The sequence below is a fragment of the Paraburkholderia ginsengisoli NBRC 100965 genome (assembly GCF_000739735.1).
Taxonomy (GTDB): domain Bacteria; phylum Pseudomonadota; class Gammaproteobacteria; order Burkholderiales; family Burkholderiaceae; genus Paraburkholderia; species Paraburkholderia ginsengisoli.
Genome location: NZ_BBJF01000006.1, coordinates 168,994 through 190,818 on the forward strand (window position 1 = coordinate 168,994; position 21,825 = coordinate 190,818).

Annotated in this window: 20 protein-coding genes and 2 pseudogenes; 7 read left to right on the plus strand and 15 right to left on the minus strand. The window is 64.3% G+C overall.

The window, feature by feature from the left end:
* Positions 1 to 39: 39 nt before the first annotated feature.
* The 3 genes and pseudogenes from BGI01S_RS13740 to BGI01S_RS13750 form a co-directional block, all read left to right on the plus strand.
* Positions 40 to 246, plus strand: a pseudogene (locus BGI01S_RS13740) (ABC transporter substrate-binding protein); the annotation flags it as partial.
* A gap of 191 nt (positions 247 to 437) precedes the next feature.
* The gene (locus BGI01S_RS13745; protein ID WP_042326315.1) at positions 438 to 2,006 is read left to right on the plus strand and encodes a tetratricopeptide repeat protein; all 1,569 of its coding nucleotides are present in this window, start codon (positions 438 to 440) and stop codon (positions 2,004 to 2,006) included.
* A gap of 207 nt (positions 2,007 to 2,213) precedes the next feature.
* Positions 2,214 to 4,010, plus strand: coding sequence for an alkaline phosphatase D family protein (locus BGI01S_RS13750; RefSeq protein WP_052400468.1), 1,797 nt, complete (start codon positions 2,214 to 2,216; stop codon positions 4,008 to 4,010).
* Between the two features lie 71 nt (positions 4,011 to 4,081).
* On the opposite strand, the gene BGI01S_RS13755 is transcribed toward BGI01S_RS13750, so the two are convergent.
* Positions 4,082 to 5,209, minus strand: a complete 1,128-nt coding sequence (locus BGI01S_RS13755; protein ID WP_042326316.1) for an MBL fold metallo-hydrolase — start codon at positions 5,207 to 5,209, stop codon at positions 4,082 to 4,084.
* 81 nt (positions 5,210 to 5,290) lie between these two features.
* On the opposite strand from BGI01S_RS13755, the gene BGI01S_RS13760 reads away from it, so the two are divergent.
* A complete protein-coding gene (locus tag BGI01S_RS13760) occupies positions 5,291 to 5,908 on the plus strand; it encodes a TetR/AcrR family transcriptional regulator (protein ID WP_042326317.1) in 618 nt (205 codons plus the stop codon).
* A gap of 86 nt (positions 5,909 to 5,994) precedes the next feature.
* Positions 5,995 to 6,156, plus strand: a pseudogene (locus BGI01S_RS29565) (GyrI-like domain-containing protein); the annotation flags it as partial.
* 131 nt (positions 6,157 to 6,287) lie between these two features.
* On the opposite strand, the gene BGI01S_RS13765 reads toward BGI01S_RS29565, so the two are convergent.
* The 9 genes from BGI01S_RS13765 to BGI01S_RS13805 all read right to left on the minus strand — a co-directional run bounded on the left by BGI01S_RS13765 (position 6,288) and on the right by BGI01S_RS13805 (position 14,670).
* Positions 6,288 to 6,641, minus strand: coding sequence for a RidA family protein (locus BGI01S_RS13765; protein WP_042326318.1), 354 nt, complete (start codon positions 6,639 to 6,641; stop codon positions 6,288 to 6,290).
* Positions 6,642 to 6,684: 43 nt separating this feature from the next.
* Entirely contained in the window at positions 6,685 to 7,839 is a 1,155-nt protein-coding gene (locus BGI01S_RS13770; RefSeq protein ID WP_042326319.1) for an NAD(P)/FAD-dependent oxidoreductase, read from the minus strand.
* Positions 7,836 to 9,287, minus strand: coding sequence for an FAD/NAD(P)-dependent oxidoreductase (locus BGI01S_RS13775; RefSeq protein ID WP_084585365.1), 1,452 nt, complete (start codon positions 9,285 to 9,287; stop codon positions 7,836 to 7,838). Before BGI01S_RS13775 ends, BGI01S_RS13770 begins: the two co-directional genes overlap by 4 nt.
* Complete coding sequence (locus BGI01S_RS13780) at positions 9,277 to 9,636, minus strand: (2Fe-2S)-binding protein (protein ID WP_042326320.1); 360 nt, start codon at positions 9,634 to 9,636, stop codon at positions 9,277 to 9,279. The genes BGI01S_RS13775 and BGI01S_RS13780 overlap by 11 nt, the downstream gene beginning before the upstream one ends.
* A complete protein-coding gene (locus BGI01S_RS13785) occupies positions 9,626 to 10,753 on the minus strand; it encodes an NAD(P)/FAD-dependent oxidoreductase (protein ID WP_042326321.1) in 1,128 nt (375 codons plus the stop codon). Before BGI01S_RS13785 ends, BGI01S_RS13780 begins: the two co-directional genes overlap by 11 nt.
* Positions 10,754 to 10,761: 8 nt before the next feature.
* Positions 10,762 to 11,556 (minus strand): ABC transporter permease, encoded by a 795-nt coding sequence (locus BGI01S_RS13790; protein WP_042326323.1) that lies wholly within the window; start codon positions 11,554 to 11,556, stop codon positions 10,762 to 10,764.
* A 4-nt stretch (positions 11,557 to 11,560) separates the two neighbouring features.
* Positions 11,561 to 12,481 (minus strand): ABC transporter permease, encoded by a 921-nt coding sequence (locus BGI01S_RS13795; RefSeq protein WP_042326324.1) that lies wholly within the window; start codon positions 12,479 to 12,481, stop codon positions 11,561 to 11,563.
* Complete coding sequence (locus tag BGI01S_RS13800; protein WP_042326325.1) at positions 12,474 to 13,544, minus strand: ABC transporter ATP-binding protein; 1,071 nt, start codon at positions 13,542 to 13,544, stop codon at positions 12,474 to 12,476. Before BGI01S_RS13800 ends, BGI01S_RS13795 begins: the two co-directional genes overlap by 8 nt.
* 85 nt (positions 13,545 to 13,629) lie before the next feature.
* Positions 13,630 to 14,670 carry an ABC transporter substrate-binding protein gene (locus BGI01S_RS13805; RefSeq protein WP_042326327.1) on the minus strand — a complete coding sequence of 347 codons (1,041 nt, stop codon included), beginning with the start codon at positions 14,668 to 14,670 and terminating at the stop codon, positions 13,630 to 13,632.
* Positions 14,671 to 14,864: 194 nt separating this feature from the next.
* On the opposite strand from BGI01S_RS13805, the gene BGI01S_RS13810 reads away from it, so the two are divergent.
* Complete coding sequence (locus BGI01S_RS13810; RefSeq protein ID WP_042326328.1) at positions 14,865 to 15,770, plus strand: LysR substrate-binding domain-containing protein; 906 nt, start codon at positions 14,865 to 14,867, stop codon at positions 15,768 to 15,770.
* 98 nt (positions 15,771 to 15,868) lie between these two features.
* Here BGI01S_RS13810 and BGI01S_RS13815 read toward each other — a convergent pair whose 3' ends face one another.
* Together BGI01S_RS13815 and BGI01S_RS30830 are read right to left on the minus strand one after the other, a co-directional pair.
* The gene (locus BGI01S_RS13815) at positions 15,869 to 16,300 is read right to left on the minus strand and encodes an NUDIX hydrolase (protein WP_052400469.1); all 432 of its coding nucleotides are present in this window, start codon (positions 16,298 to 16,300) and stop codon (positions 15,869 to 15,871) included.
* Positions 16,301 to 16,450: 150 nt separating this feature from the next.
* Positions 16,451 to 17,293: a fimbrial protein gene (locus BGI01S_RS30830; protein WP_198488124.1), complete on the minus strand. Its 843-nt coding sequence runs from the start codon at positions 17,291 to 17,293 to the stop codon at positions 16,451 to 16,453.
* Here BGI01S_RS30830 and BGI01S_RS30560 point away from each other — a divergent pair.
* Positions 17,277 to 17,519, plus strand: coding sequence for a hypothetical protein (locus BGI01S_RS30560; protein ID WP_052400471.1), 243 nt, complete (start codon positions 17,277 to 17,279; stop codon positions 17,517 to 17,519). The genes BGI01S_RS30830 and BGI01S_RS30560 overlap by 17 nt on opposite strands.
* 97 nt (positions 17,520 to 17,616) lie before the next feature.
* Here BGI01S_RS30560 and BGI01S_RS13825 read toward each other — a convergent pair whose 3' ends face one another.
* The 3 genes from BGI01S_RS13825 to BGI01S_RS13835 all read right to left on the minus strand — a co-directional run bounded on the left by BGI01S_RS13825 (position 17,617) and on the right by BGI01S_RS13835 (position 21,681).
* Positions 17,617 to 20,187 (minus strand): fimbria/pilus outer membrane usher protein, encoded by a 2,571-nt coding sequence (locus BGI01S_RS13825; RefSeq protein ID WP_042326330.1) that lies wholly within the window; start codon positions 20,185 to 20,187, stop codon positions 17,617 to 17,619.
* A gap of 104 nt (positions 20,188 to 20,291) precedes the next feature.
* A complete protein-coding gene (locus tag BGI01S_RS13830; RefSeq protein WP_042326331.1) occupies positions 20,292 to 21,056 on the minus strand; it encodes a fimbria/pilus periplasmic chaperone in 765 nt (254 codons plus the stop codon).
* An 85-nt stretch (positions 21,057 to 21,141) separates the two neighbouring features.
* Positions 21,142 to 21,681, minus strand: a complete 540-nt coding sequence (locus tag BGI01S_RS13835) for a fimbrial protein (RefSeq protein ID WP_042326332.1) — start codon at positions 21,679 to 21,681, stop codon at positions 21,142 to 21,144.
* Positions 21,682 to 21,825: the final 144 nt, after the last annotated feature.

Here is a 21,825-nt window from a genome sequence, read left to right on the forward strand (position 1 = left end):
GCCGCGCGCGTCGCGATGTTCATGCGTGACTGCATACCGGTCGGCACGGTGGGCGGCGGCTGGCCACGCACCGCGGAAGTGGCGATCACGACGCGCAAGGGCAGCGGCCTCGCCGATGCGCTCACCACGTCGCTGAACGATCTGATCAAGTCGGGCACCTATACGCACGTGCTGGACAAATGGAATCTGGGTTCGGAAGCGATCAGCAAGGCATCGACGAATCCGCCGGGGCTGCCGGATCTGTGAGCGTGCGGGAGCGAGAGCGGGCCGTCGCGTCCTGGTGATCGATGCCGGGCTTCGACGCACGTTGTTCTCCGTGTGGCGGTTCGAGACCGGATAGAAGTGCCGTGGGCGCCTGCCCCGCTCGACGCGATCCCGTACAATGACCGACATCCAGTTCGTCGACAGATCGCGCTTTTGCGTCGACCCCATCGCCAATGAGTCAGGACATTGAACACGCGCTCGCTGCCGCGCAAAAGCACCTCATGGCCGGTCGCCTCGACGAGGCCGCCACGCAGCTGCACGCTATTCTGGCGAGCGCCCCCGATCACGGCGAAGCGCTCGCGAGACTCGGCTACATCACCGCCAACCAGGGCGATCACGCGCGCGCGGCGCAGTACCTGACGCAACCATCGGCTTACCTGTCCATGTCCGTGGACCAGCTGAATTTCGCCGCGCAGGTGTGTCAGTCGGCGCAACGTCACGACGATGCGATCGCGCTGTTCGAGCGTTGCCTCGCTCAGTTTCCGAGCCATGCTGCCTCGCTGTATGGCGCCGCTATGTCGCTAATCCAGCTTGGTGAATTGCCGCGCGCGCTCGCGATGCTGGAGCATCTGTGCAAGGTTCAGCCTCTGTCGGCCGAAGCGCATTACAACCGGGGCGCACTGCTCGGCCGGATGGAACGCTATGAGGACGAACTGGATGCGTACCGGCAAGCCATCGCCCTCAAACCGCGTTTCGTTCGCGCCTACGTCAATCTCGGCGTCGCGTTGCGCGATCTGTGGCGCTTCGACGAAGCGTTGCTCCAGTTCAAGAAAGCGCTTTCCATCGATTCGAACGATGCGGGCGCCCGCACCAATCGGGCGCAGACGAATCTGCTGCTCGGCGAATTCGAGCACGGTTGGCGCGAATACGAATGGCGCTGGCGCGATGGCACCGGCAGCCACGGTTTTCCGCACACCACCCTGTGGACCGGCGCTCAGCCGATAGCCGGCAAGACCGTGTTCGTTCATCATGAGCAAGGATTCGGCGACACGCTGCAATTCGTGCGCTTCGTCGATCGGCTCAGCGAGGGCGGCGCTCGCGTCGTGTTGCGTGTTCAGGACGCGCTGCTGCCACTGCTCCAGAACTATCGCGGTGCGGCCGAGATCATCGGCGAGACGGCGCAAGTGCCGCCGTTCGACTATCACATCCCGATCATGAGTCTGCCGTTCGCGCTCAAGCTGCGTGCAGCCGATCTCGCCGCGCCCGCGCCTTACGTGCACGCGGACGACGCGCGGATTCGTCAATGGGACGATCTGTTCGCGCATGCCGACCGGCGGCCCAAAGTGGGGATCGTGTGGTCGGGCAGCACGACGCATCTGAACGATCGCAATCGCTCGATACCGCTCGGACAATTGAAACCGCTGCTGGATGCCGACGCCGATTTTGTCTCGCTGCAACAGGACGTGCGCGACGGCGATCGCGCGTGCCTCGTGCAATTCGAGCAGAGCGGGAAGTTGCGCGACGTGTCCGCGCGGCTCACCACGTTCGCCGAGACCGCCGAGCTGATCGCACGGCTCGATGTGGTCATCAGCGTGGACACGGCCGTCGCGCATCTGGCGGGTGCGCTCGGCAAACCCGTGTGGATCGCTTTGCCGTTCATGCCGGACTGGAGATGGCAACTCGAACGAAGCGATAGTCCGTGGTACGCGAACGCACGCCTGTTCCGGCAAAAGACGCGAGGCGATTGGAGCGACGTTGTGGCCGCGCTTCGCACAGCGCTCGACACGTTGCACAGCGCCTGAACCACGCACGGCGTACAGCAAACACGTCATCGCCGTACGCGCACTGCACAAAAAAAGCATTCGCCAGGGTTCGCCCCGATGCGTGCAAGCTCGCCTGCTGCACTAATCTTCACCAGCGGACTGCGCCGATGACACGCGCGCCGCCCCACCGTCCGACCGATCGAATCACGCGCGCAAGCCGGCGACGTCAATACGACGAGGTGAAGCATGGCCATGAAAAAGAAGGTGTCCTCACAGAACGATCTGCTGATGGGTCCGTTGCTCGGCCTGCGGCCAGCGACAGCGGATGCGCCGACGCTGTGGCGAGTCACCGCGCTGATCGTGATTCGCGCGGACGCCGTGCCGCCTACGCTCACCGTCGACGGCACCGCAAATCCCGCCGCACCACGCGTGCTGCGCAAGACGACCGACGCGCAGGTGCTGCGCTACGCCATGCCGATCACGCAATCGGCTAAAGAACAGGTGATCACGTATTCGTTCGGCGGCAACGCGAAGTGGCGCTTCGTCGTGCCCGCCGCCGGTCAGACGCCGCGCTTCACGTACGTGTCGTGCAACGGGTTTTCGTCGGCGAAGGTCATCAAGGATCTGAAGCATGAGGCGAGCAACGTCTGGGGCGATCTGATCACGAATCACGACGCCGCGCTGCTCAAAGCCCATGAGCTCAACTGGGACGAGCATCAGGCGTGGGTCGACTCCACGCTCTTTCAGCAAGGCGTCCCGTTGCGCTTTCACGCGATGCTGATGGGCGGCGACCAGATCTACATGGATTCGATCTGGGACGACATCGAAACGCTCAAGACTTGGAGCGATCTGCCGGTGGCGGACCAGCCGGGCGTCGCGGTAAACGCGCAACTCGCGGCCGACATCGAGCGCTACTACTTCGACCTGTACATCAAACGCTGGCGCTATGCGCGCGGAAACGCACCGTGGCCCGACAATGCATACGACGGCACGCTCGACGCCGCCTGTGCGTTCGCGACGATCCCCGCGCTGATCATGTGGGACGACCACGACATCTTCGACGGCTGGGGTTCCTACAGTCCCGAGTTGCAGGCGAGTCCCGTGTTTCGCGCGCTGTTCGCCGCGGCACGCCGGAACTTCTGGGTGTACCAGTTGCAGATGCCCGATGAACTGCTGCCGCCGCAAACGCTGCCCGATCAGCCGACCCGTTTGCCACGCCTCGCTCCGGTCGACTGGAACGCGTTGGCGAAGCAGGACCCGCTTGCGCCGGCGTTTTTGCCACGTCAGCCTGGCTTTTCGCATGCGGGCGTATTCGGGTCGCTCGCCATTCTCATACCGGACTTGCGCACCGAACGCTCGGAATTGCAGGTGATCGGCGAGGCGACCTGGGACGCGATGACCCAATGGCTAGCAACACTGCCGGCCGGCGTCGAGCATCTGCTGTTCGTCAGCAGCGTGCCGGTTGCGCATCCGAAGATCCGTGTCGCCGAGGCGATCTATAGTTTCGGACTACTGCGCGAGCACGTTACCAAGAGTCTGTCCGACGACATCCATGATCACTGGTCCAACGACGATCACGAAGGCCAGCGCAAACGCCTCGTTCGCAACCTCGTCGATTTCGCGGACGGCTCGCGCAAGCGTCGCGTGACGATGGTTTCCGGCGACGTGCACGTGGCGACGTGGGGGATCATCGAAGCGAACGACGCCGCCACCAACAACGCCCGCCGGCTCAATCAGCTGACGAGTTCGGCGGTCGTCCATCCTGCGCCGTCGGGCGTGGCGGATTTCTTCTTTCTGTCGTACATGGAGCACAACGCCAAGGCCGGCGAAACGATCGACACCGAGTATCGGCTGCAGATGATGGAATTGCCCGGCGCGGGCATGCGTCTCGCGCCGCGCCGCAACTGGCTCGCGATCGAACTCGACGAGCCGTCCGCACGACTGTGGGCGACCTGGCGGCTCGAACAGGACGAGGGGTTTTCGAGCCACATGCTGGCGGTGCATCCGGCGCGCGCCGCAGCCGGCGATGACGGCGTGCGTTGACCTGAGCTCGCCTGTCACGCTGGCTCACGTTGATCTCACGCTGCCCTCACCTTGCGTCGCGGCGCCCGGCGTCACGAATTAGCCTGGCCCGCATCGCGACACGGCAACCAGCGCCGGGCCGGCTTCGGCGTAGCGGCTGCTTCGACGACGCTGCGCCACCAGTGCTCGCCGCGATGCGGCGCGTCGAGCGCCAGCCGCTCGCCCATACGCGGCGTCGACAGCGCGATGCCACGCGCCGCCGCCAGCCCGATCACGCGCTCGAACGGCTCGTGCCACCGATGCAGCGCGAGATCGAACGTGCCGTTATGAATCGGTATCAGCCGTGCGCCGCGCAAATCGACGTGCGCCTGCACGGTCTCTTCGGGCTGCATGTGCACGTACGGCCACTGCGCGTCGTAGGCGCCCGTCTCGATGAGCGTCACGTCGAACGGACCGAGGCGCTCGCCGATGGTCCTGAAGCCGTCGAAGTAGCCGGTGTCGCCGCTGAAAAACACGCGCAGGTCGTCATCGACGATCACCCACGACGCCCACAGCGTACTGTTGCCATCGAATAGACTGCGCCCCGAGAAATGCTGTCCGGGTGTCGCCGTGAACGCCACGCCGTCGATCTGCACGCCCTGCCACCAATCGAACTGACGCACTTTGTTCGCGTCGATACCCCATTCGATCAACCGGTCGCCGACACCCAGCGGCGTGAGAAACACCCCGGTCGTCGCGGCGAGCGCGAGCACCGTCTCGCGGTCCAGGTGGTCATAGTGATCGTGCGAGAGAATCACGCCGCGCAACGGCGGCAAATCGGCGAGCGCGATGGGCGGCGCATGGAAACGTTTCGGGCCGAAGCGCCGGAACGGCGACGCGCGTTCGGCGAACACGGGGTCGGTCAGCCAGAACTGCCCGCGCAGCTTGAGCAGCAAGGTCGAATGCCCGAGCCGGTACAGACTGCGGTCGGGCGCGGCGTCGAGTTGCTCGCGGGTCAGCGTATCGACGGGCAGCGCGCCGCCAGGCACCGTGTCCGCGGGCTTGTTGAGCAGCACGTTCCACACGATGCGCAAGGTCTTGCCCAGGCCTTCCGCCGGGCGCGGCTTGACGTTGCGAAAGCGCTCGCCGTCATGCTGCGCCGACGAGCGCGACAACTCGCGTCCGCGTCTCGCCGCGGTAAGACCCAAAGCACGGCTGATGGAACCGATGAGCGATGTCATGTGGAACGCCTCTGCGGAAAGTAGACTGGGTAGTGTAGTTTATTATCAAAAAAAGTAAACTGCCCGGTGTAAAATTCCGCGATGGACCCGAATGTCACTCCCCAACGTTTAACCGATCGCAAGCGGCACGCCGTCATCGGCGCGGCCATCGAAGAATTTCTCGCGGCCGGCTTCGACGCCACCAGCATGGACCGCATCGCCGCTCGCGCGGGCGTCTCCAAGCGCACGGTCTACAACCATTTCCCCAGCAAGGAAGCGTTATTCGCGGCGATCCTGCGGCAGTTGTGGGATGCGAGTCATATGGGAGAAGCGCCGGCCTATCGCGCCGACCAGCCGTTGCGCCCGCAGTTGCTCGAACTGCTGTCGCGCAAGCTGCGGCTGATGAACGACGACGCATTCCTGTCGCTCGCGCGCGTGGCGATCGCGGCGGGCATTCACTCGCCCGAGCGCGCGAGGGACATGGTGGCGCGCCTCGGCGAACGCGAGGAAGACCTCACGGTGTGGGTCCGCGCGGCGGCCGCCGATGGACGTCTCGCTACGACCGACCCCGTGTTCGCCGCGCAGCAGTTGCACGGTCTCGTGAAGGCGTTCGCTTTCTGGCCGCAGGTGACGATGGGACAACCGGCGCTTAGCGCGGACGAACAGAAGCAGGTTGCGGATTCGGCGGCGGATATGTTTCTGGCGCGCTATGCGGGTTGAGGGGAGCTGCTGGTTTGTGCCGAACTGGATAAGCATCACGGTCGTTCACAACCCGTGATGGGATCGCCGATATTCTCTGTGGCGATCTCCTGCGCCATACAGGATCGACCGACCCGATCTAGCGCGAATGGCTTCCTGAGAGCGGAGAGGAACTGCGGGACCAGCCGCTGTTTTTTCACTACCAGAGCGTCTTTTCGGAATCCCCTCAGGACCAGTGGCAAACGGACATCTATATTCCGTTGGGGTGACAGAAAGAGTTTGCTGGAGCGGCCTATACCGACCCGCTCAGCGTTCGTTAGCCACGCTTACCGAGGCAACCGGCAACCGGCAAGCGCCCCGCACCCTCGCAGACCGCCTGCCGTACCTGACAACCCAATACTCAAACCGCCGCCGTCACGATAATCTCGACGCGAATCTCCGGCGAAGCCAACGCAGCTTCGCAGGTCGCACGAGCCGGTGTTGCATCGGCCGGAACCCATGCTTCCCATGCGGCGTTCATCGGACCGAAGTCGCGTGCCATGTCGGCCACCCAGATCTGCACGGACAACAAGCGCGTTTTATCGGTGCCGGCGGTTTTCAGATGCCCGTCCAGCTTGCTCAGGATTTCCTCGGTTTGCGCCTTCGCATCGCCGTCGCGCAAAGTTGCGGTCAGGCCGGCGACGTACACCGTACCGTTGTGAATGACGATGCGCGAGAGGCGCGGGTTGGTTTCGAAACGTTGAATATCGCTCATGGATAGTTTATTGAGTGGGTGAGTAAAAGAAGTGGCTAACGAGTCAGTGGGCGTTGCGTTGCATACGAGTCGCGGCCGCGAAGCGCCCAATCCGAAATGCGTCGATGTCATGCGTGCTACGGCCGTCGCAAACCAGTTCGGCGACCACGCTGCCGACCATGGGTCCCAACTCGAAGCCATGCGCCGAAAAACCGAAGGCGTGCACGAAACCTTCGTGCGCGCCGCTGCGGGAAATAACCGGAATGCCATCCGGCATGAAGCCTTCGATACCGGCCCATGCACGATTGACCACTACATGCTGCAAATGCGGAAACAGGTCGGTGACCGTGCGAGCGCTTCGACCCAATTGCGCGAAGTCGAGCCGGCATTGCCGCGCCTGCATGTCGGCGGCACATTCGAGCGCGCCGCCGATCACCACCGTGCCATTGCTGAACTGCTTGAACGACAGCGGCCGGCCCGTTGCACCGAGCACCGGTCTCACGAACGCGGGCACGGCCTGCGTGACCATCAGCATCAAGCCGCGCGGCTCGACCGGCACGGGCTCGCCGACTTGCCGCGCGAACTCGCCACCCCACGCGCCTGCCGCATTCACCACGTGAGGCGCGCGCCAGCGGCGCACGGCGGTCTCGATGTCCCACTGCGCTTCACGGCGCACGACGTTGCGGACCGCGCATTGCTCGTGAATCTCGACGCCCGCGCGTTGCGCCGCGCGGCGGAACGCGGTCACCGCGCGAAACGGCAATGCGTGACCGTCATGTTCGACCCACACGCCGCCGGTGACGTGCCGCGCGAGACTCGGCACGAGTTCGCGCACGGCGCCCGCATCGATCATCACTTCGTGCGTGAAGCCGAGCGTGTTCAGATACGCGACGCGCTCACGGCACGCGTCGAGTTCCGCTTCGTTCTCCGCGATTTTCAACTGACCGGAGGGGACGAAGCCTGCATCGTCGTCGACGAGTTCGCCCAGCCTGAACCACAGTTCGCGCGACGCAAGCGACAACGCGATCTCCGCATCGTGCCGGCCCAACGTGCGGACGCCGCCGGCATTGACGCCCGATGCGTGTCGTCCGCACACGTCACGTTCCAGCACGGCCACGCGCGCGCCGCGCCGTGCGAGATGCAGCGCGCTCGACAAGCCGTGCAAGCCGCCGCCGATCACGACGACATCGGCGCCCGCCGCTTCGCTGGATTGGCTCATCGCGCGGACGTATCGTGCGCTTCGATCTCGGCTTGCGTCGGTTGCAGCGCGTCGCGCTGCAATGCCGCTTCGTGCGCGGCCGCGAGTTCGGCCAGCGTCACAGGCTTGATCGGCGGACGCACGCGGTAGTAACCGACTTCGCCAGGGGGCACACCGCGCGCATCGGCGATCACCTCGGTGACCGTCAATCCGCACAGGCGTCCCTGGCACGGGCCCATCCCGCAGCGCCCGAACGACTTCGCCTGATTCGGCCCAAGGCAACCGAGCTTCACGAACTCGCGCAGTTGCCCTGCGCTGACTTCTTCGCAGCGGCACACGGTGACGTCGTCCGCCGGAATGCGGTTGACGTCTTTCGGTCGATACAGCGCATCGAGAAACGGCCGGATGTGCAGCGTTTCGCGCAACGCGCGATGCACCGGCGCGGCCAGCGAGTCACGCATCGTCCGATCGATACGTCCCGCGCGATGCACGATCTCCAACGCCGCGAGCCGGCCCTGCTCGGCTGCGGCCTGTGCACCGCCGATACCGCGACCATCGCCCGCGACGTAAATGTCCGCCACGTCGAGTTCGCCCCAGGCATCGGTCACGGGCAGCCAGCACAACTGCGCGTCGTCCCAGCGATGCTGCGCACGCAACGACCAGCTGATCTGCGTATTCGGCACCACGCCCTGGTGTAAAAGCACGAGCCTGGTCGGCAGACGCTGCACGCGGCCATCGACGCTGAAGCGGATCGCTTCGAGCGCGTCTGTTCCTTCGAGCGCGAGATCCGTCGCGCCCTGATGAAATGGCACGCCCGCGCGCTTCAACGCGCGCATCAGCTTCAGTCCTTTCGCGAGTTGCCGCCAACCTTTGAGCGCGCCGCCCAGATGCGCGAGCGCACGGCGATAGTCGGCGCTATCCGTCGTGTCGACGATCGCGCGAATCGGCACACCCGCTCGCAAATACTGCCAGCCGAGCAGGTACAGCAGCGGTCCGCAGCCCGCGAGCACGACCGGCTGCGACGGCACCACCTCGGCACTCTTCAACAGAATCTGCGCGGCGCCGGCGGTCAGCACGCCGGGCAGCGTCCAGCCCGGAATCGGAAACGGCCGTTCCATCGCGCCGCTGCACAGAATGATCGAACTCGCTTGCAGCGACTTGACTACGCCATCCTGAACATAATCGACACTGCGTTCCGCCGTCACCTGCCATACCGATGCGCCGCGTTCGTGCTTCGCACCGCTCGCCGCAAACGCGCGCGCCAGTTCGCCGCCCGCCGCGTAGTCGGGGCCGAGAATCTGCAGACGCCGCGCGCTGGTCTGCGTGATCGCGCGATAAATCTGTCCGCCCGGCGCGGCCTGCTCATCGAGCACCGTCACGCTCAAGCCGCGTTGCGCCGCGACCGTCGCGGCGGCCATTCCCGCAGGCCCCGCGCCGATAATCACCACATCCACCCGATCAGCGTTCATCGCGCGTTTCTCCTGCAACCGTAGCGGGCTCGTGCAACTCGCGCATGCCGAGTTGCGAGCGGATCGTCATGCCTTCGGCAACTGCGACGAGACAGCTTTGGCGATTCGCCACACCGTCGATCTCGACGAGGCATTCGAAGCACACGCCCATCATGCAGAACGGCGCGCGTGACGCACCGCTTACCGGCGTAGTGCGAAACCGCTGCACGCCTGCGGCGAGCAACGCGGCGGCGACGCTCGCGCCGCGCGGCACGCGCAGCGCCTGTCCATCGAACGTGATGGCGACGGTCGCTGCGTTCCCTTGCGCGCCGTCCGGCGGCAATACCTTGAAAAGACTGTCAGTGGCCATGCGTAAATACCTTGTCGGTCTGCAAGAAGCGCTCGCCGGAAAAATGTTCGATGCCGGCGGGCGCGAGATTCTTCGCGATCCACGGCGCCACGCGCAACGCGTGCGCGGCCGCGAGCGTCACGCCGCTATGGCAGGTCACGACATACGCGCCGGGACAGGTAGTGGATTGCTGATAGATCGGAAAGCCGTCCGGGCTCATCACGCGCAATGCGCCCCACGCGCGCACCAGCTTCACGTCGCCGAGCGCGGGAAAGCTGCGCACGCCGCGCCACGCGATGTGGCTCATGACATCGGAAGTCACACCGTCGTCGAAGCCGACGTCTTCCATCGAATCGCCGATCTGCACCGTGCCTTCGTCGGTCTGCCTGACGTACGTGGTCGGGTAATCGAGGAAATGCGCGACGCGTTCGGCAATCAGCACCTGTCCGCGATTCGGCGCGACTGGCGCATGAATGCCGACCTGTTCGGCGAGCGCCCGATTGCCGAGACCCGCCGCCAGCACCACACGTCCCGCGTGAAAACGCTGCCCGCCCGCGTCGACCACGAAGCCGTTGCCGCTGCGTTCGATGCGCTGCGCGCGCATGCCCGCGCTCATTTGCACGCCGCGTTTGCCGCACGCGGTGTGCAGCGCGCGCAACAGCTTGAGCGGATTGGCGTGGCCGTCCATCGGCGAATAGCTCGCGCCGATCACCTGCCGTCCCACGCCCGGCAAACGCCGCTTCACTTCGGCGTGATCGATCATCTCGAACGGATAGTCGCCGTTCAGATCGTCGCGGATCGCCTGCAAACGCGCGGCGCGTTCGTGCCACTCCGTTTCGCTGAAACAGAAATGGAAGCCGCCGGGCTGGGTCAACTGCACGTCGATATCGGTCTCGCTTAGCAGGTGGTCGCGCAGCATCGGCCAGCGCGTGGCGGAGCCGCGCGTCCACGTCGCGTACGGTGTCTTGCCGTAGCCCTTGCCTTGCACCCACACGAGACCGAAGTTGCCGCGCGACGCGCGGAACGCATCGTCGCCTTCGTCGAGCACGCCGACCTTCAGCCCTTCGCGGGCGAGTCCATAGGCGACAGCGGTGCCGACCAGGCCTCCGCCTATCACGAGTACATCGGAAGAGTTCATCATCTGGTTCAGTTTTTGCCGATCAATACGCGATCGAGTCCGACGATGCGGTCCATCACCACCATCAGAATCGCCGTGCCGACGATCAACACCGTCGACACCGACGCGACGAGCGGATCGATGGTTTGCGCAATCTGGTTGTACATCGCCACCGGCAGTGTGGTGGTGCCCGGAGTCGCGACGAACACGGTCATCGTTAGTTCGTCGAAGCTTTGAATGAACGCGAGCATCCAGCCGGCGGCGACGCCGGGGAGGATCATCGGCAGTATCACGCGGCGAAAAGTGGTAAAGCGTTTCGCGCCGAGCGACAACGCCGCGCGCTCGGCATCGCGATCGAGGCCGGTGGCCGCCGCCAGCGTCAGACGCAGCGCGTACGGGAAAATCACGGTGACGTGCGTGAGCGTCAGCCAGAAGAACGAGCCCGACATGCCAGCGGTCGTGAAGAAGCGCAGGAACGCGACGCCGAGCACCACGTTCGGAATCATCAGCGGCGACAGGAAGAACGCCGACACCGCGCCACGACCCGGAAAGCGATAGCGCGTGAGCGCCAGCGCACCCGGCACCGCGAACAGCACCGCGATGCTCGCCGATGCGACGCCGAGGCGCAGCGACAGCCAGAACGCGTCGATGATGTCCGGCGCGTCGGCAATCGCGCGGAACCAGCGCAGCGACAGGCCGTTGGTCGGCATCGAGATGTAGCCTTTGTCGGTGAACGACACGGCGATCACGACCAGCAGCGGCGCGACGATGAAGAGCACGAACAGCGCGTGATAACACAACGCGAGCCAATTGTTTTTTCGCATGACGTCAGCCCTCGAAGACCGCGCGGAAGCGCCGTTCGATCCAACGGTTGCAGCCGAGAATGATCGCGATGTTCGCGATCAACAGCAGCATCGCGATGGTCGCGCCGAGCGGCCAGTTCAGCGTGTTCAGAAACTCGTCGTACGCGGCGGTGGCGGCCACTTTCAGACGCCGGCCGCCGAGCAGCGCGGGCGTTGCGAACGCGGACGCGGCCAGCGCGAACACGATGATCGAACCGGACAGAACGCCCGGCAGCAATTGCGGCAGCACTACACGGCGGAACACCGAGAACGACGGCGCGCCCAGCGACCGCGCGGCGTTTTCCACTTGCAGGTCGAGCTTTTGCAACGTGGCCCACACCGAGATCACCATGAACGGCACCAGCACATGCGTGAGACCGATGATCACGCCGGTCATCGTGAACACGAGTTTGATCGGCTCGCTGGTGATGCCGAGCGTCTGCAACGCGTCGTTCAGCAAGCCGTTGTTGCCGAGCAGAATCGCCCAGCCGAGCGTGCGCACCACCACCGAAATCAACAGCGGCCCGAGAATCACGATCAGGAAGATCGAGCGCCACGGGCTTTTCATTCGCGCGAGGATGATCGTCTCCGGCACGCCGAGCAGCACGCACAGCAGCGTGACCGCGAGCGCCATACCGGCCGTGCGTAGAAAGATCTCGTGGTAGTAGCCGTCGCTCAACACTTCGACGTAGTTCGACAGCGTGAAGATCGGCAACACACCTTGCGTGCCGTCGAAGGCATGAAACGACAGCACCGCCGTCAGCAGCAACGGCACCAGCAACAGCCCGCAAAACAGCAGCAGCGCGGGACCGGCGAGCAGCCACGGAGCGGCGCTCGCGCGCGCTTCGCCCGTGCGGGGCGCCGCGTGTGCCGGCACCGGCAGCGGCGAAGGAGAAGAGTCAGCCATGCGCGTTCTCCGCGAGAATCCGTACCGCGTCGTCGGACCAATGCACGCCGACCGTCTCGCCTTCGCGCGGCGGCGTCGTGCCGAGATTGGGCAGGCTCGCGCGGACCGTGCCGAGCGGCGTATCGATCTGCAGCATCCAGTGATTGCCGAGAAAGAGACACGTCGAGACGCGCCCTTGCAGCGTTGCGTCGGCGGCGGACGAATCCGTCAGCGAGACGCGTTCGGGCCGCACGTAGAGCTGCACGTCGCCGTCGAAACGGCGGCCGCCGTGCGGCACCTTCATCACGCTCGCGCCGACCCGCACCTCCGCGCAACGCTCGTTCAACCGTTCGACGGTGCCGCGCAACGCATTGGTCTTGCCGAGAAAGCCCGACGCGAACACCGACTCGGGTTTTTCGTACGCATCGAACGGCGAACCGGTCTGCACGATATGACCGCCGTGCATCACCGCGATGCGGTCGCTCATCGTCATCGCCTCGACCTGATCGTGCGTGACGAGGATCGTCGTGATGCCGAGCTTCTTCTGGATCGCGCGCAATTCGACGTGCATGTCCTCGCGCAGCTTCGCGTCGAGATTCGACATCGGTTCGTCGAGCAGCAGCACTTGCGGACGGATGGCGAGCGCACGCGCAATCGCCACGCGCTGCCGCTGACCGCCGGACAGTTCGCGCGGGTAGCGCTTGTCGAGGCCGGTAAGCCGAACCATCTCCAGCACCTCGGCGATGCGCGCGGCGCGTTCGCCGCGCGTCACGTTGCGCATATCGAGGCCGAAGCCGACGTTATTGCCGACCGTCATGTGCGGGAACAGTGCGTAGCTCTGGAACACGATGCCCATGCCGCGTTTTTCGGGCCGCTCGCGTGTGATGTCCACGCCGTTGAGCAGGATGCGCCCGCGCGTCGGTTCGACAAAACCCGCGACCATCTGCAACGTGGTGGTTTTGCCGCAACCCGACGGGCCGAGCAGCGAGACGAATTCTCCGCGTTCGATCGACAGGTTGATGCTCTCGACCGCGTTGAATTCGCCGTAGGCCTTGCCGAGGCCGTCCAGTGTGAGGAAGCTCATGTTTTATGTCCTGATGCACGACCAGTAGCAACATGCCGACGCCGGCCGCCTTGCAGCACAGCGACGGCATCGACGCGCGCGTCGATCAACGTTCGACGGTGCGATTCCAGCGGTTGGTCCAATCGGAGCGCTTGTCGTTGACGAAGGTCCAATCGGTCTTCACGAGCCGGTTGATCTGATCCGGCGTGTACGGCACGGTCGCGGCGACCGCAGGCGAGAGCTTCGTGTTCTTGTTGACCGGTCCCCAGCCCTGCCCTTCGGCGAGCCATGCCTGCACTTGCGGAGACAGCAGGAACTGCACGAACTGTTGCGACAGCGCGGCGACGTCGCTATGCACGACCGGACACGCGGCGGTGAACATCGCCGGGGCGCCCTCTTTCGGATAGATGAATTCGACCGGGAAGCCGGTCGCCTTCAGCGCGGCGACGCGGCCGCTGCCCCACACGGCGAGCGTCACGTCGCCGTTCTGGAACATCTCCGTCATCTTGCCCGGCGACGGTTCCCACGCCAGCACGTTGGGGCCGACTTCTTTCGCGAGCGCCGTCATGCCGGGATCGATGTTGTGATCGCTGCCGTTGCGCAGCCGCGCGTAGGTCAGCAACGTTTGCAGGCCGTACGTGTTGTTGATCGGCGGAATCGCGATCTTCTGGCGCAGGCGTTTGTCGGTCAGCACTTCCCACGAATCGGGCTTCGGCAGGCCGGCTTTCCTGAACGCCTCCGTGTTGTAGACCAGACCCGTCGCCACCACGCCCACCGAGGTCGCGTTCGCATTCATCTTGCCGATGTCGTATACGTCCTTGTAGACGGGTCCGTCCTGCAGCTTGTCGCAGAAGCCGAACTGGGTCGCCTGATACATCGGGCCGTCGTCGAGCAGTACCACGTCGAGTTCTTCCTTCGCCTTCTGCGCTTGCAGCTTCGCGAGCGTGTCCGTTGAATTGCCCGGCACGTAGACGATCTTCACGTCATGATTCGCTTCGAACGCTGGAATGATCTTCTTCTGAAACAGCTCCTGCGTCGAACCGCCGTATGACCCGAGATATAGCGTCGGCGCCGCCAGTGCCGGCAACGCGCAGCCGGCGCCAAGCACGCCCGCAGCACCCAGTAACCACCCCAAACGTCCAGCCATCTTCGTCTCTCCTCGAGAAGCGCCCCGCAGCGCAGTTGAGTCAATGAGGGATATCACCCGGTTATCGCCGTGCGTCGCGCCAAATACGCTATGTATCCCGCCGTAAAGCCAGCTTATTTGGAAAAAAATGCAGCGGATAATTGAATTTTTTGTGTGTCATATAACATTCGCTTATACAAATTCGGGTGCGTGCCATGAAGATCCGTCAGCTCGAAGCATTCAACGCGGTGATGGTGTGCCGTACCGTCACGCGTGCGGCCGAGATGCTGCACATCTCGCAGCCGGCGGTGACGCGGCTCATCAACGACCTCGAAGAGAACACCGGCTTCGCGCTGTTCGACCGTACGCAGGGCCGTCTTCAACCGACGCCCGAGGCGTTCGCGCTGCATGAGGAAGTGCAGCGCTCGCTGGTTGGTGTCGAGCGAATCGAGCGGGCGGCGCTGGAGATTCGCGCGTCGCAGCGCGGCATGTTGCAGATCGCGAGTGCGCCGGCGCTAGCGCTGTCGTTTCTGCCGCGAGCAATTGCCGAGTTCAGCACGGTGCATACGGGGGTGGAAATATCGCTGGCCTCGCACGCGTCGCGGACCGTGCTCGACATGGTGGTCGAACATCGCTGCGATGTGGGGTTCGTGATTCTGGCGCTGACCACGCCGAGCGCGCACGGCGAATTGCTGATGTCGACGCGGATGGTGTGCGCGGTCCCGGCCGCGCATCCGCTGGCCGCAAAAAGCACGCTAGTCCCCGAGGATTTGCGCAATGAGCCGTTCGTGTCGCATTGGCGCGGGCTGCAGTCGCGTTATGAAATCGACGCGTTGTTCGCATCGCATGGCATCGAGCGCAAGCTGATGGTGGAGACGCAGACGTCGGCGGGCATCTGTTCATTCGTCGCCGCGGGCATGGGCATCGCGATCATCGATCCGGTCGCCGCGCTCGAATATCGCGGGACGGATGTGGTGTTTCGCCGTTTCGAGCCCGCCATCGGCACGGATTTCTCGGTGCTGCTGCCGTCGCAACGGCCGCCCTCCTTGCTGGTGAAGAAATTCGTGCAGCACGTGCGTGCGTTTGCGCAGGCGCAGTTGCCGAAGGATGCGTGGCTTTGATGCAATGAGTGGCGGAGGGTGTAGGGCGTATTGGGTGTTGGAAGCGATGTGGGCGGCTCAATACGGCCTGCGAGCGAAAGATACCTGGGCGACGGCGCCTAAGGTTTGAAATCCGCGAGCTGGACGCCCTCGCGAATGCGTTCGAGCGCATTCGCCACGTAGTCGACGGTCGGCGCGGGAGGGTAGTCCAGTTTCGCCCACACGAAGCCGGAGCATTTGTGCGGCTCCATATTCGTCAGAACGCCTTCCCATGAACGGCAGGACAGAAAGAAGCTGATGCGGTTCTGTTCCGAATCGCGTCTCATCACCAGCGCGAAGTCGAGCGTTCCCGGTGCGATCGTGACGCCCGCCTCTTCCATCGATTCGCGGATCGCGCACGCCTCGATGGATTCCCCCGGCTCAAGATGGCCGGCGACCAGCGAGTACTGTCCGTCCCTGTGCCCGGTATTGGCTCGCTGGATGAACAGGCACTCGTTCTGATCGTTCAGGAACAGAACATGTACGTCGACCACGCTTTGCATTCGAGTCATTTTGTCGGGCACCCTGGATGAACAGCGAGTGTAGCCCGACTCGGCATTGTCAGTCGCGGCGGTGCCGACGGTGCTTTCTCCAACGAATACACTCGGGCATGTGCTACACGCATTGCACGGTGCCACCCGTTCTTTTCGTGCAGATGCCTCTCACTGATACGTCATCGTGAAAGTCATCGCCGTGTTGGCAATGCCGCCCGTCACGGTGGAACCGGTCTGGTAATAGCGGGCCTGGAACGGAATCGTGAGATTGCCGCCAGTCGCGCTGCTATAGCCGCTGAATACTTTGGGCGTGCCGAGTGGAAAAACGTTGCCGGAACCGTCGAGCAGTTGCATGCCGGTGCCCGCCGCGCTCGATCTCGAATCCAGGGCGACCACCGACGCACTGCTGTTGAGGATAGGGGTTAGCGCGTCGATCTGATAGCTGACGGAAGTCATGCCGGTGGGACAACTGTTCAGCGCGATCTTGAAGCTGGTCGACGACGTGAACGTGCCCACCCCCTTCATTTCCGATACTTTGTGCTGACCGAGAGGAACCTGCACATCGGGTGTAACGCAGCTTTGCACCTTGACCTGCGTGGCCGTGATCGAGAAGGTGACAGGCCACGTCGCGTTATAAGTTGCATTGGCATAGAGTTGCGCTTTCACGAACGCGGTGGCGCCGACCGTCCCTGCCGTGATCGGTCCTGTCTTCACCAGGCGGGCCTGCAACTGCCCGCCGTTGCCGTAAAGAAGGGCGGAATTGCAGGCACTACCGGTCCACCCGGATAGCGACAAGGCGTTCCATGGTTGCCATCCGCAACCGTTGATATACACCCTGACGCCGATAGCGATACCTACGCCCGGCACGCTGGTGTCGAAGACGTTGTAGACCACGCTACCATCGGTAAACGTGGCTGCGGAAGCCGCCAGCAGAGGTGCAAAATAAGTACCGATAAACTCCTGCACATTAGCCGAACAGGTCCACCAGTCGGTCGTGGCGGGCGTGCTCACCCACGCGCTCAGCGGAGTGCCCACGGTCGCGTCGCGCGGCACTGATATGGTCGCCGGCATCGACACCGTCACCGCTCGAGCGGCACCCGTGCAGGTGGTCAACGCCGATGCACCGGACGACACCGTCATCAGCGCAATCCCCGCGAAGAGGCTCGCGAGCCAGAACCTCGCCGACGCGTGCAATCGCTTCAAGTATCTCATCGAGATCGACTCCAGAATGATGTAGCCCCGGCGATGTGCCTGGGTGTGACGCTGTCTGCAGACAGAACGGCGCGGATACGGCGCGGCATCGCATACCTCATCCACGACATTCACACTGCCCATTACCTGCATACCGTCTCAACTACGCTATACGCAGTACTTTTCCTGTCCATCTTCGGCAGCGCGTATTCCGCCGCGCACTGCTCGCCCGCGCCCTCGCCCCAACTCACGACAAGCCTGCCGGTATCGGACTTCAGGCCGCGAGCGATGATCCGCCCCGCCTGGGCGACCGTGCCGATACCCTGCCCCTGTGCGTCCGCTACCTCCGCGCCGAACGGCACCGGCTGTCCGTCCGCCCGGCTGATGCCGAGGATCGCGGCGCGTCCCGCATTCTCCGTGTCGAACCTGAGCCGCACTACCGCGCCCGCCGTCGGCGCCACCGACTGTTGCGTCGACTTCAACTCCACGTTGATCGGCAGACCCTTCGGGTCGATTTCGACCTGATTGCTCGCGAACGGACTCAGGCTCGACACGATCGCGTGACCCCACGGGTCCACACGCAGACCGCTGCCGTTGGCAATCCGCGCGCCGGCGGCATCTTTTGCTTCGACGATCGCCAGCGTGTCGCCCATCGTCGGCGTGAACGCCACGCCACCCGAGTACGCGACCACCCCGCCGCTGATGCCCACGCTGCCCTGGGTGTAGTGGGCGCTTCTGCTTACGCTGCCGCTCACCGCCGCGAGTGGCGACGTATATGCCGCATTCGCACCCACCGACCCGTTGTTGCTCGCGCCACCGCCGTGGCTGTAGCTCGCATTCATGCCATAGGAGAATGCGTTGTCCACGCCGAGCGTGCCGGATAGGGTTTGCGTCGCCGTGGTCGGTGACGAGCTTCCGCCGCCCTGCAGCGTGGTGCTCGAATACGGCGCGTGCGCTCCCGCGCCGAGCGGAATGCCGAGCGTGAGCATCACCCGGTTGTCCCACCTGCCGGTCCCCGTATCGAGTTGTCGCGAGATCGCGAGGTTGTAGTTCAGCCGCTTATAGCTGTTGTTGTAGCCCGCCTGCAATTGCGTATCGGTGCCGTCGCGGTCCCAGTAGTTCTGCGTCGACCCGGTCACGTAGAAAGAACCGTAGCGTGCTGGCAGACTCTGGTTCACCGTGACCTGCAGCCGGCCGCGCTGGATGCCGCTCGCCGCGTAGGACATGTTGCGTTCGTCGAAATCGCGCAACGCCATCGCGTCGGCCAGCCCCAGATAACCGCGGCTCGAATAGCGATAGGCGGCGACCGACAGATTCGTATTGGTCGGTTCGACCAGCTTGCTGTAGCTCAGGCGCAGGCTTTGGCCACGGCGATCGGGTTCGTGATCCAGATGCGTGGACGCATGCGTGACGTCGAGGCCGAACGCGCCGAAACGCGTATTGAGCGCGGCGCCCACCTGGGCGGCCATATAACCCGCGCTCATGACAAAGCCGCCGTAGCCCGTGATCAGATTCGTGAAACCATGCTGGAGCGTGCCCTGGAACAGCACCGGGTGGCTTTCCACCGACGGATTCCGATACTGGCCGATGGTCGTGCTGAAGCGCGTGACGCCGGGGCGCAGCGCATTCACCGCGGCAGCAAAGGGTACCGTCGACGTACGCACGCTACCGTCTGCCTCGGTGATGACGACATCGAGATTGCCGCCGTAGCCCGTGGGGTAAAGATCGTCGATCTCGAACGCGCCGGGCGCCACCGTCGTTTCATAGAGCAGGTTGCCGTTCTGGCGAACCTGCACGCGTGCATTGCTGTTGGCGATGCCGCGTACGACCGGCGCATAGCCGCGCTGCGATTCCGGATACATGCGATCGTCGCTGGCGACCTGCACGCCGCGAAAGCCGACGCTGTCGAACAGCGCGCCATCGGTGAACGCGTCGCCGACGGTCAACTGGCCTTTGAGCGGCGCGATCGAGCGTTGCAGGTTGGTCTGCACACTCTGGTAGTGAGTGCCCGTCTGGGTGCCGGCGGTCAGGCTGCCGTTATGGCGAAAGCGCCACGCGCCGACGTTGATGCCGGCGTTCAGCCCCACGTAGCTCTGGGTCGAGCTCACGTCGGCTGAATTCGCGTGATACGCATTGGCGCTGTACTGCAGGCGCGCAGCAGTCACGCCTTCGTCCCAGTAGCGCGGCGCGACGTAGCCGCGAGCGGCGCGCGCGAGCGCAATCTGCGGCACGCTGATGTCGAGCCGCTGCTCGCCGTTGTCGAATGTGGCCGTTGCATCCGCGATCAACGACGGCAGCGTGACGCACGCCTCGGCGCCCTGCTCCAGACGCGCTGTTGCCTCCGGCGACAGCTTCATCAGGTCCACGCCGACGCGCTCCAGCAACGCACGGTCGAAACACACATGCGCGTCGCCGCCTGACTCCGCCTGACGCAGTTGCACTTCGGCGCGGCCGAGCCACGAGTCGTTGACGAACAGATCGGCCCGGTAGCCGCCCGGCAACGCGACGTTGCCCTTGCTGAAACGGCTGGTGTCGATACGCGCGCCGTCGTCGGACTGCTGCAGGAAGAGACTGTCGAACTCGACGCTCGCCAGTTGCGTAGACGCAGCGGCCGCATCGGTCCCCCACGCTGCCGCACTCGCGAACAGCAACGATACCGCCGTGCCCGCAGGGCTCAGCGGTAAGGAGAAAGGTCGAAACGCTCTTTGCTGCATGACTGCAAACTCCGGATGTTCAGACAGACCCCTCCCTGCCGCGAGCGCAGCATCGGAGTGGGAATATGAAGCGGGACAATCAGCGGGACACAGCGGCGCGCGGATCACTTCGCTGGCGGCGCACTCGCATTCAGTGCGGCTTCGCCCGCGGCCGGTCCGCCGTAGTCATTGATCGCCTGATAGCGCAGGCGCGCGTCGGCGCCGCGGGCCACTTCGCCGGTTAGCGGGAACGTCTGGGTTTCACCAGGACCCACCATGCCGCCATCGTCGAACGTCGCCTTCTTGCCGCCGCCGCTCAGTTCGAGCGACGCGAACGACACGTAGTAAGGCGTCGGATTGTGCGCTTCGAGCAGGGCGCGATTGCCGCTCTGGACCACGCGCCAGCTGATCTGCGCGGACGCTTCGTCCTGAGTTCCCTTCAGGCCTGCCGGACGGAAAAACAGCTTGATACGCGAGCGGAATGCCATTTGCAGCCGGTTAGCCCCGGCTTCGTCGGCGGCCGGTTTGGGCGGCACTTCGAGCACGTTGAGCCAGAACACCGATTCGCGGTCCTTCGGCAACGGCTCGCCGGTGTAGAGAATGCGCAACGTCTGGCCCTTGCCGGGATCGACGCGCGTAACCGGCGGCGTCACCGTGAAGGGCACCTGGATGGTGGAGGGCGACGCCTTCGGATCGCCCCTGTCGAGCCACACCTGGGTCAATGCGGGGGACTTCCCCTCATTGGTCAGCTTGATGGTTTGTTCGGCATCCTTCGCGTTGTAGATGACCCGTGTACCGGCGATGACAACCGACGCGTGCGCCTGCATCGCACCCGCGATTCCGAATGCGAGTACGCCAGTCGTCAGGAGACTCTTGAACGCTTGTTTCATGATGAAAACCGGAAGGATGTCGAGGAAGAAATCAGGGTGGAGCGATCTCGCGACCGCTCCAGGATGCTGCGTTACAGCCAGGCGCTTACGGGTACACGAGCGTGTACATCACGCTCGAATTGGCCGCGCCGGCGGTGGCCACGCCCGTCGCCACGTACTCGGCGAAATACGGCAGCGTGGCCGCGCCGGTGGCGATCGCCACCGCATGCGAGTTCTGCGACGCGTCGGCGGCGCCCATTGCGATCGGCGAGAGATCGTCGTTCAGCAGACCGATCTGGACCTGGTCGGCACCGCCCGCGTTCAGCTTCAGGTGGCCCGTGCCGGCGTCGGTCGTCGCACCCGATTCAAAGTACGCGTGAACGTTGCCGGTACCCGAGCAGCCGGTCAGCTGGATGTTGAATGGCGTGCGTCCCGCCGTCTGACCCGCGCCGTTCAGCGCCGAGGCCGACACGGTCGGCAGCGCCACGGTGAAGTCCTTCGAACCGCTGCCGTTGCCGTTGATCGTGCAGGTCTGCGACACGATCGTGCCGGTAAAGGTGATCGTGCCGTCGGCAGCGTGGGCGGCCATCGGCAGGGCTGCGGCCAGCGCTGCGGCGGTGATCATTCCAGTGCGATTAAACTTCATGCGAGGTCCTGATAATAGAAATACAAAACATAAAAACGGGTCTTCGACAAAACCCATGCTGAGCAGGCTCGATTGCAAAATCTCTGCACCGGATCGACTGACGTGAGATCCGGTGGGAACGGGAAAAATCTGATTTGGCGTTGG

Bases quoted from the DNA above. Each gene is read 5' to 3' on its own strand.
- BGI01S_RS13785 (WP_042326321.1), bottom strand. From the start codon at position 10,753: ATGAACTCTTCCGATGTACTCGTGATAGGCGGAGGCCTGGTCGGCACC.
- BGI01S_RS13810 (WP_042326328.1), top strand. From the start codon at position 14,865: ATGAAGATCCGTCAGCTCGAAGCATTCAACGCGGTGATGGTGTGCCGT.
- BGI01S_RS13750 (WP_052400468.1), top strand. From the start codon at position 2,214: ATGGCCATGAAAAAGAAGGTGTCCTCACAGAACGATCTGCTGATGGGT.
- BGI01S_RS13835 (WP_042326332.1), bottom strand. From the start codon at position 21,681: ATGAAGTTTAATCGCACTGGAATGATCACCGCCGCAGCGCTGGCCGCA.
- BGI01S_RS13790 (WP_042326323.1), bottom strand. From the start codon at position 11,556: ATGCGAAAAAACAATTGGCTCGCGTTGTGTTATCACGCGCTGTTCGTG.
- BGI01S_RS13755 (WP_042326316.1), bottom strand. From the start codon at position 5,209: ATGACATCGCTCATCGGTTCCATCAGCCGTGCTTTGGGTCTTACCGCG.
- BGI01S_RS13815 (WP_052400469.1), bottom strand. From the start codon at position 16,300: ATGACTCGAATGCAAAGCGTGGTCGACGTACATGTTCTGTTCCTGAAC.
- BGI01S_RS13745 (WP_042326315.1), top strand. From the start codon at position 438: ATGAGTCAGGACATTGAACACGCGCTCGCTGCCGCGCAAAAGCACCTC.
- BGI01S_RS13800 (WP_042326325.1), bottom strand. From the start codon at position 13,544: ATGAGCTTCCTCACACTGGACGGCCTCGGCAAGGCCTACGGCGAATTC.
- BGI01S_RS13825 (WP_042326330.1), bottom strand. From the start codon at position 20,187: ATGCAGCAAAGAGCGTTTCGACCTTTCTCCTTACCGCTGAGCCCTGCG.
- BGI01S_RS13770 (WP_042326319.1), bottom strand. From the start codon at position 7,839: ATGAGCCAATCCAGCGAAGCGGCGGGCGCCGATGTCGTCGTGATCGGC.
- BGI01S_RS13780 (WP_042326320.1), bottom strand. From the start codon at position 9,636: ATGGCCACTGACAGTCTTTTCAAGGTATTGCCGCCGGACGGCGCGCAA.
- BGI01S_RS13805 (WP_042326327.1), bottom strand. From the start codon at position 14,670: ATGGCTGGACGTTTGGGGTGGTTACTGGGTGCTGCGGGCGTGCTTGGC.
- BGI01S_RS13830 (WP_042326331.1), bottom strand. From the start codon at position 21,056: ATGAAACAAGCGTTCAAGAGTCTCCTGACGACTGGCGTACTCGCATTC.
- BGI01S_RS13760 (WP_042326317.1), top strand. From the start codon at position 5,291: ATGGACCCGAATGTCACTCCCCAACGTTTAACCGATCGCAAGCGGCAC.
- BGI01S_RS13775 (WP_084585365.1), bottom strand. From the start codon at position 9,287: ATGAACGCTGATCGGGTGGATGTGGTGATTATCGGCGCGGGGCCTGCG.
- BGI01S_RS13795 (WP_042326324.1), bottom strand. From the start codon at position 12,481: ATGGCTGACTCTTCTCCTTCGCCGCTGCCGGTGCCGGCACACGCGGCG.
- BGI01S_RS13765 (WP_042326318.1), bottom strand. From the start codon at position 6,641: ATGAGCGATATTCAACGTTTCGAAACCAACCCGCGCCTCTCGCGCATC.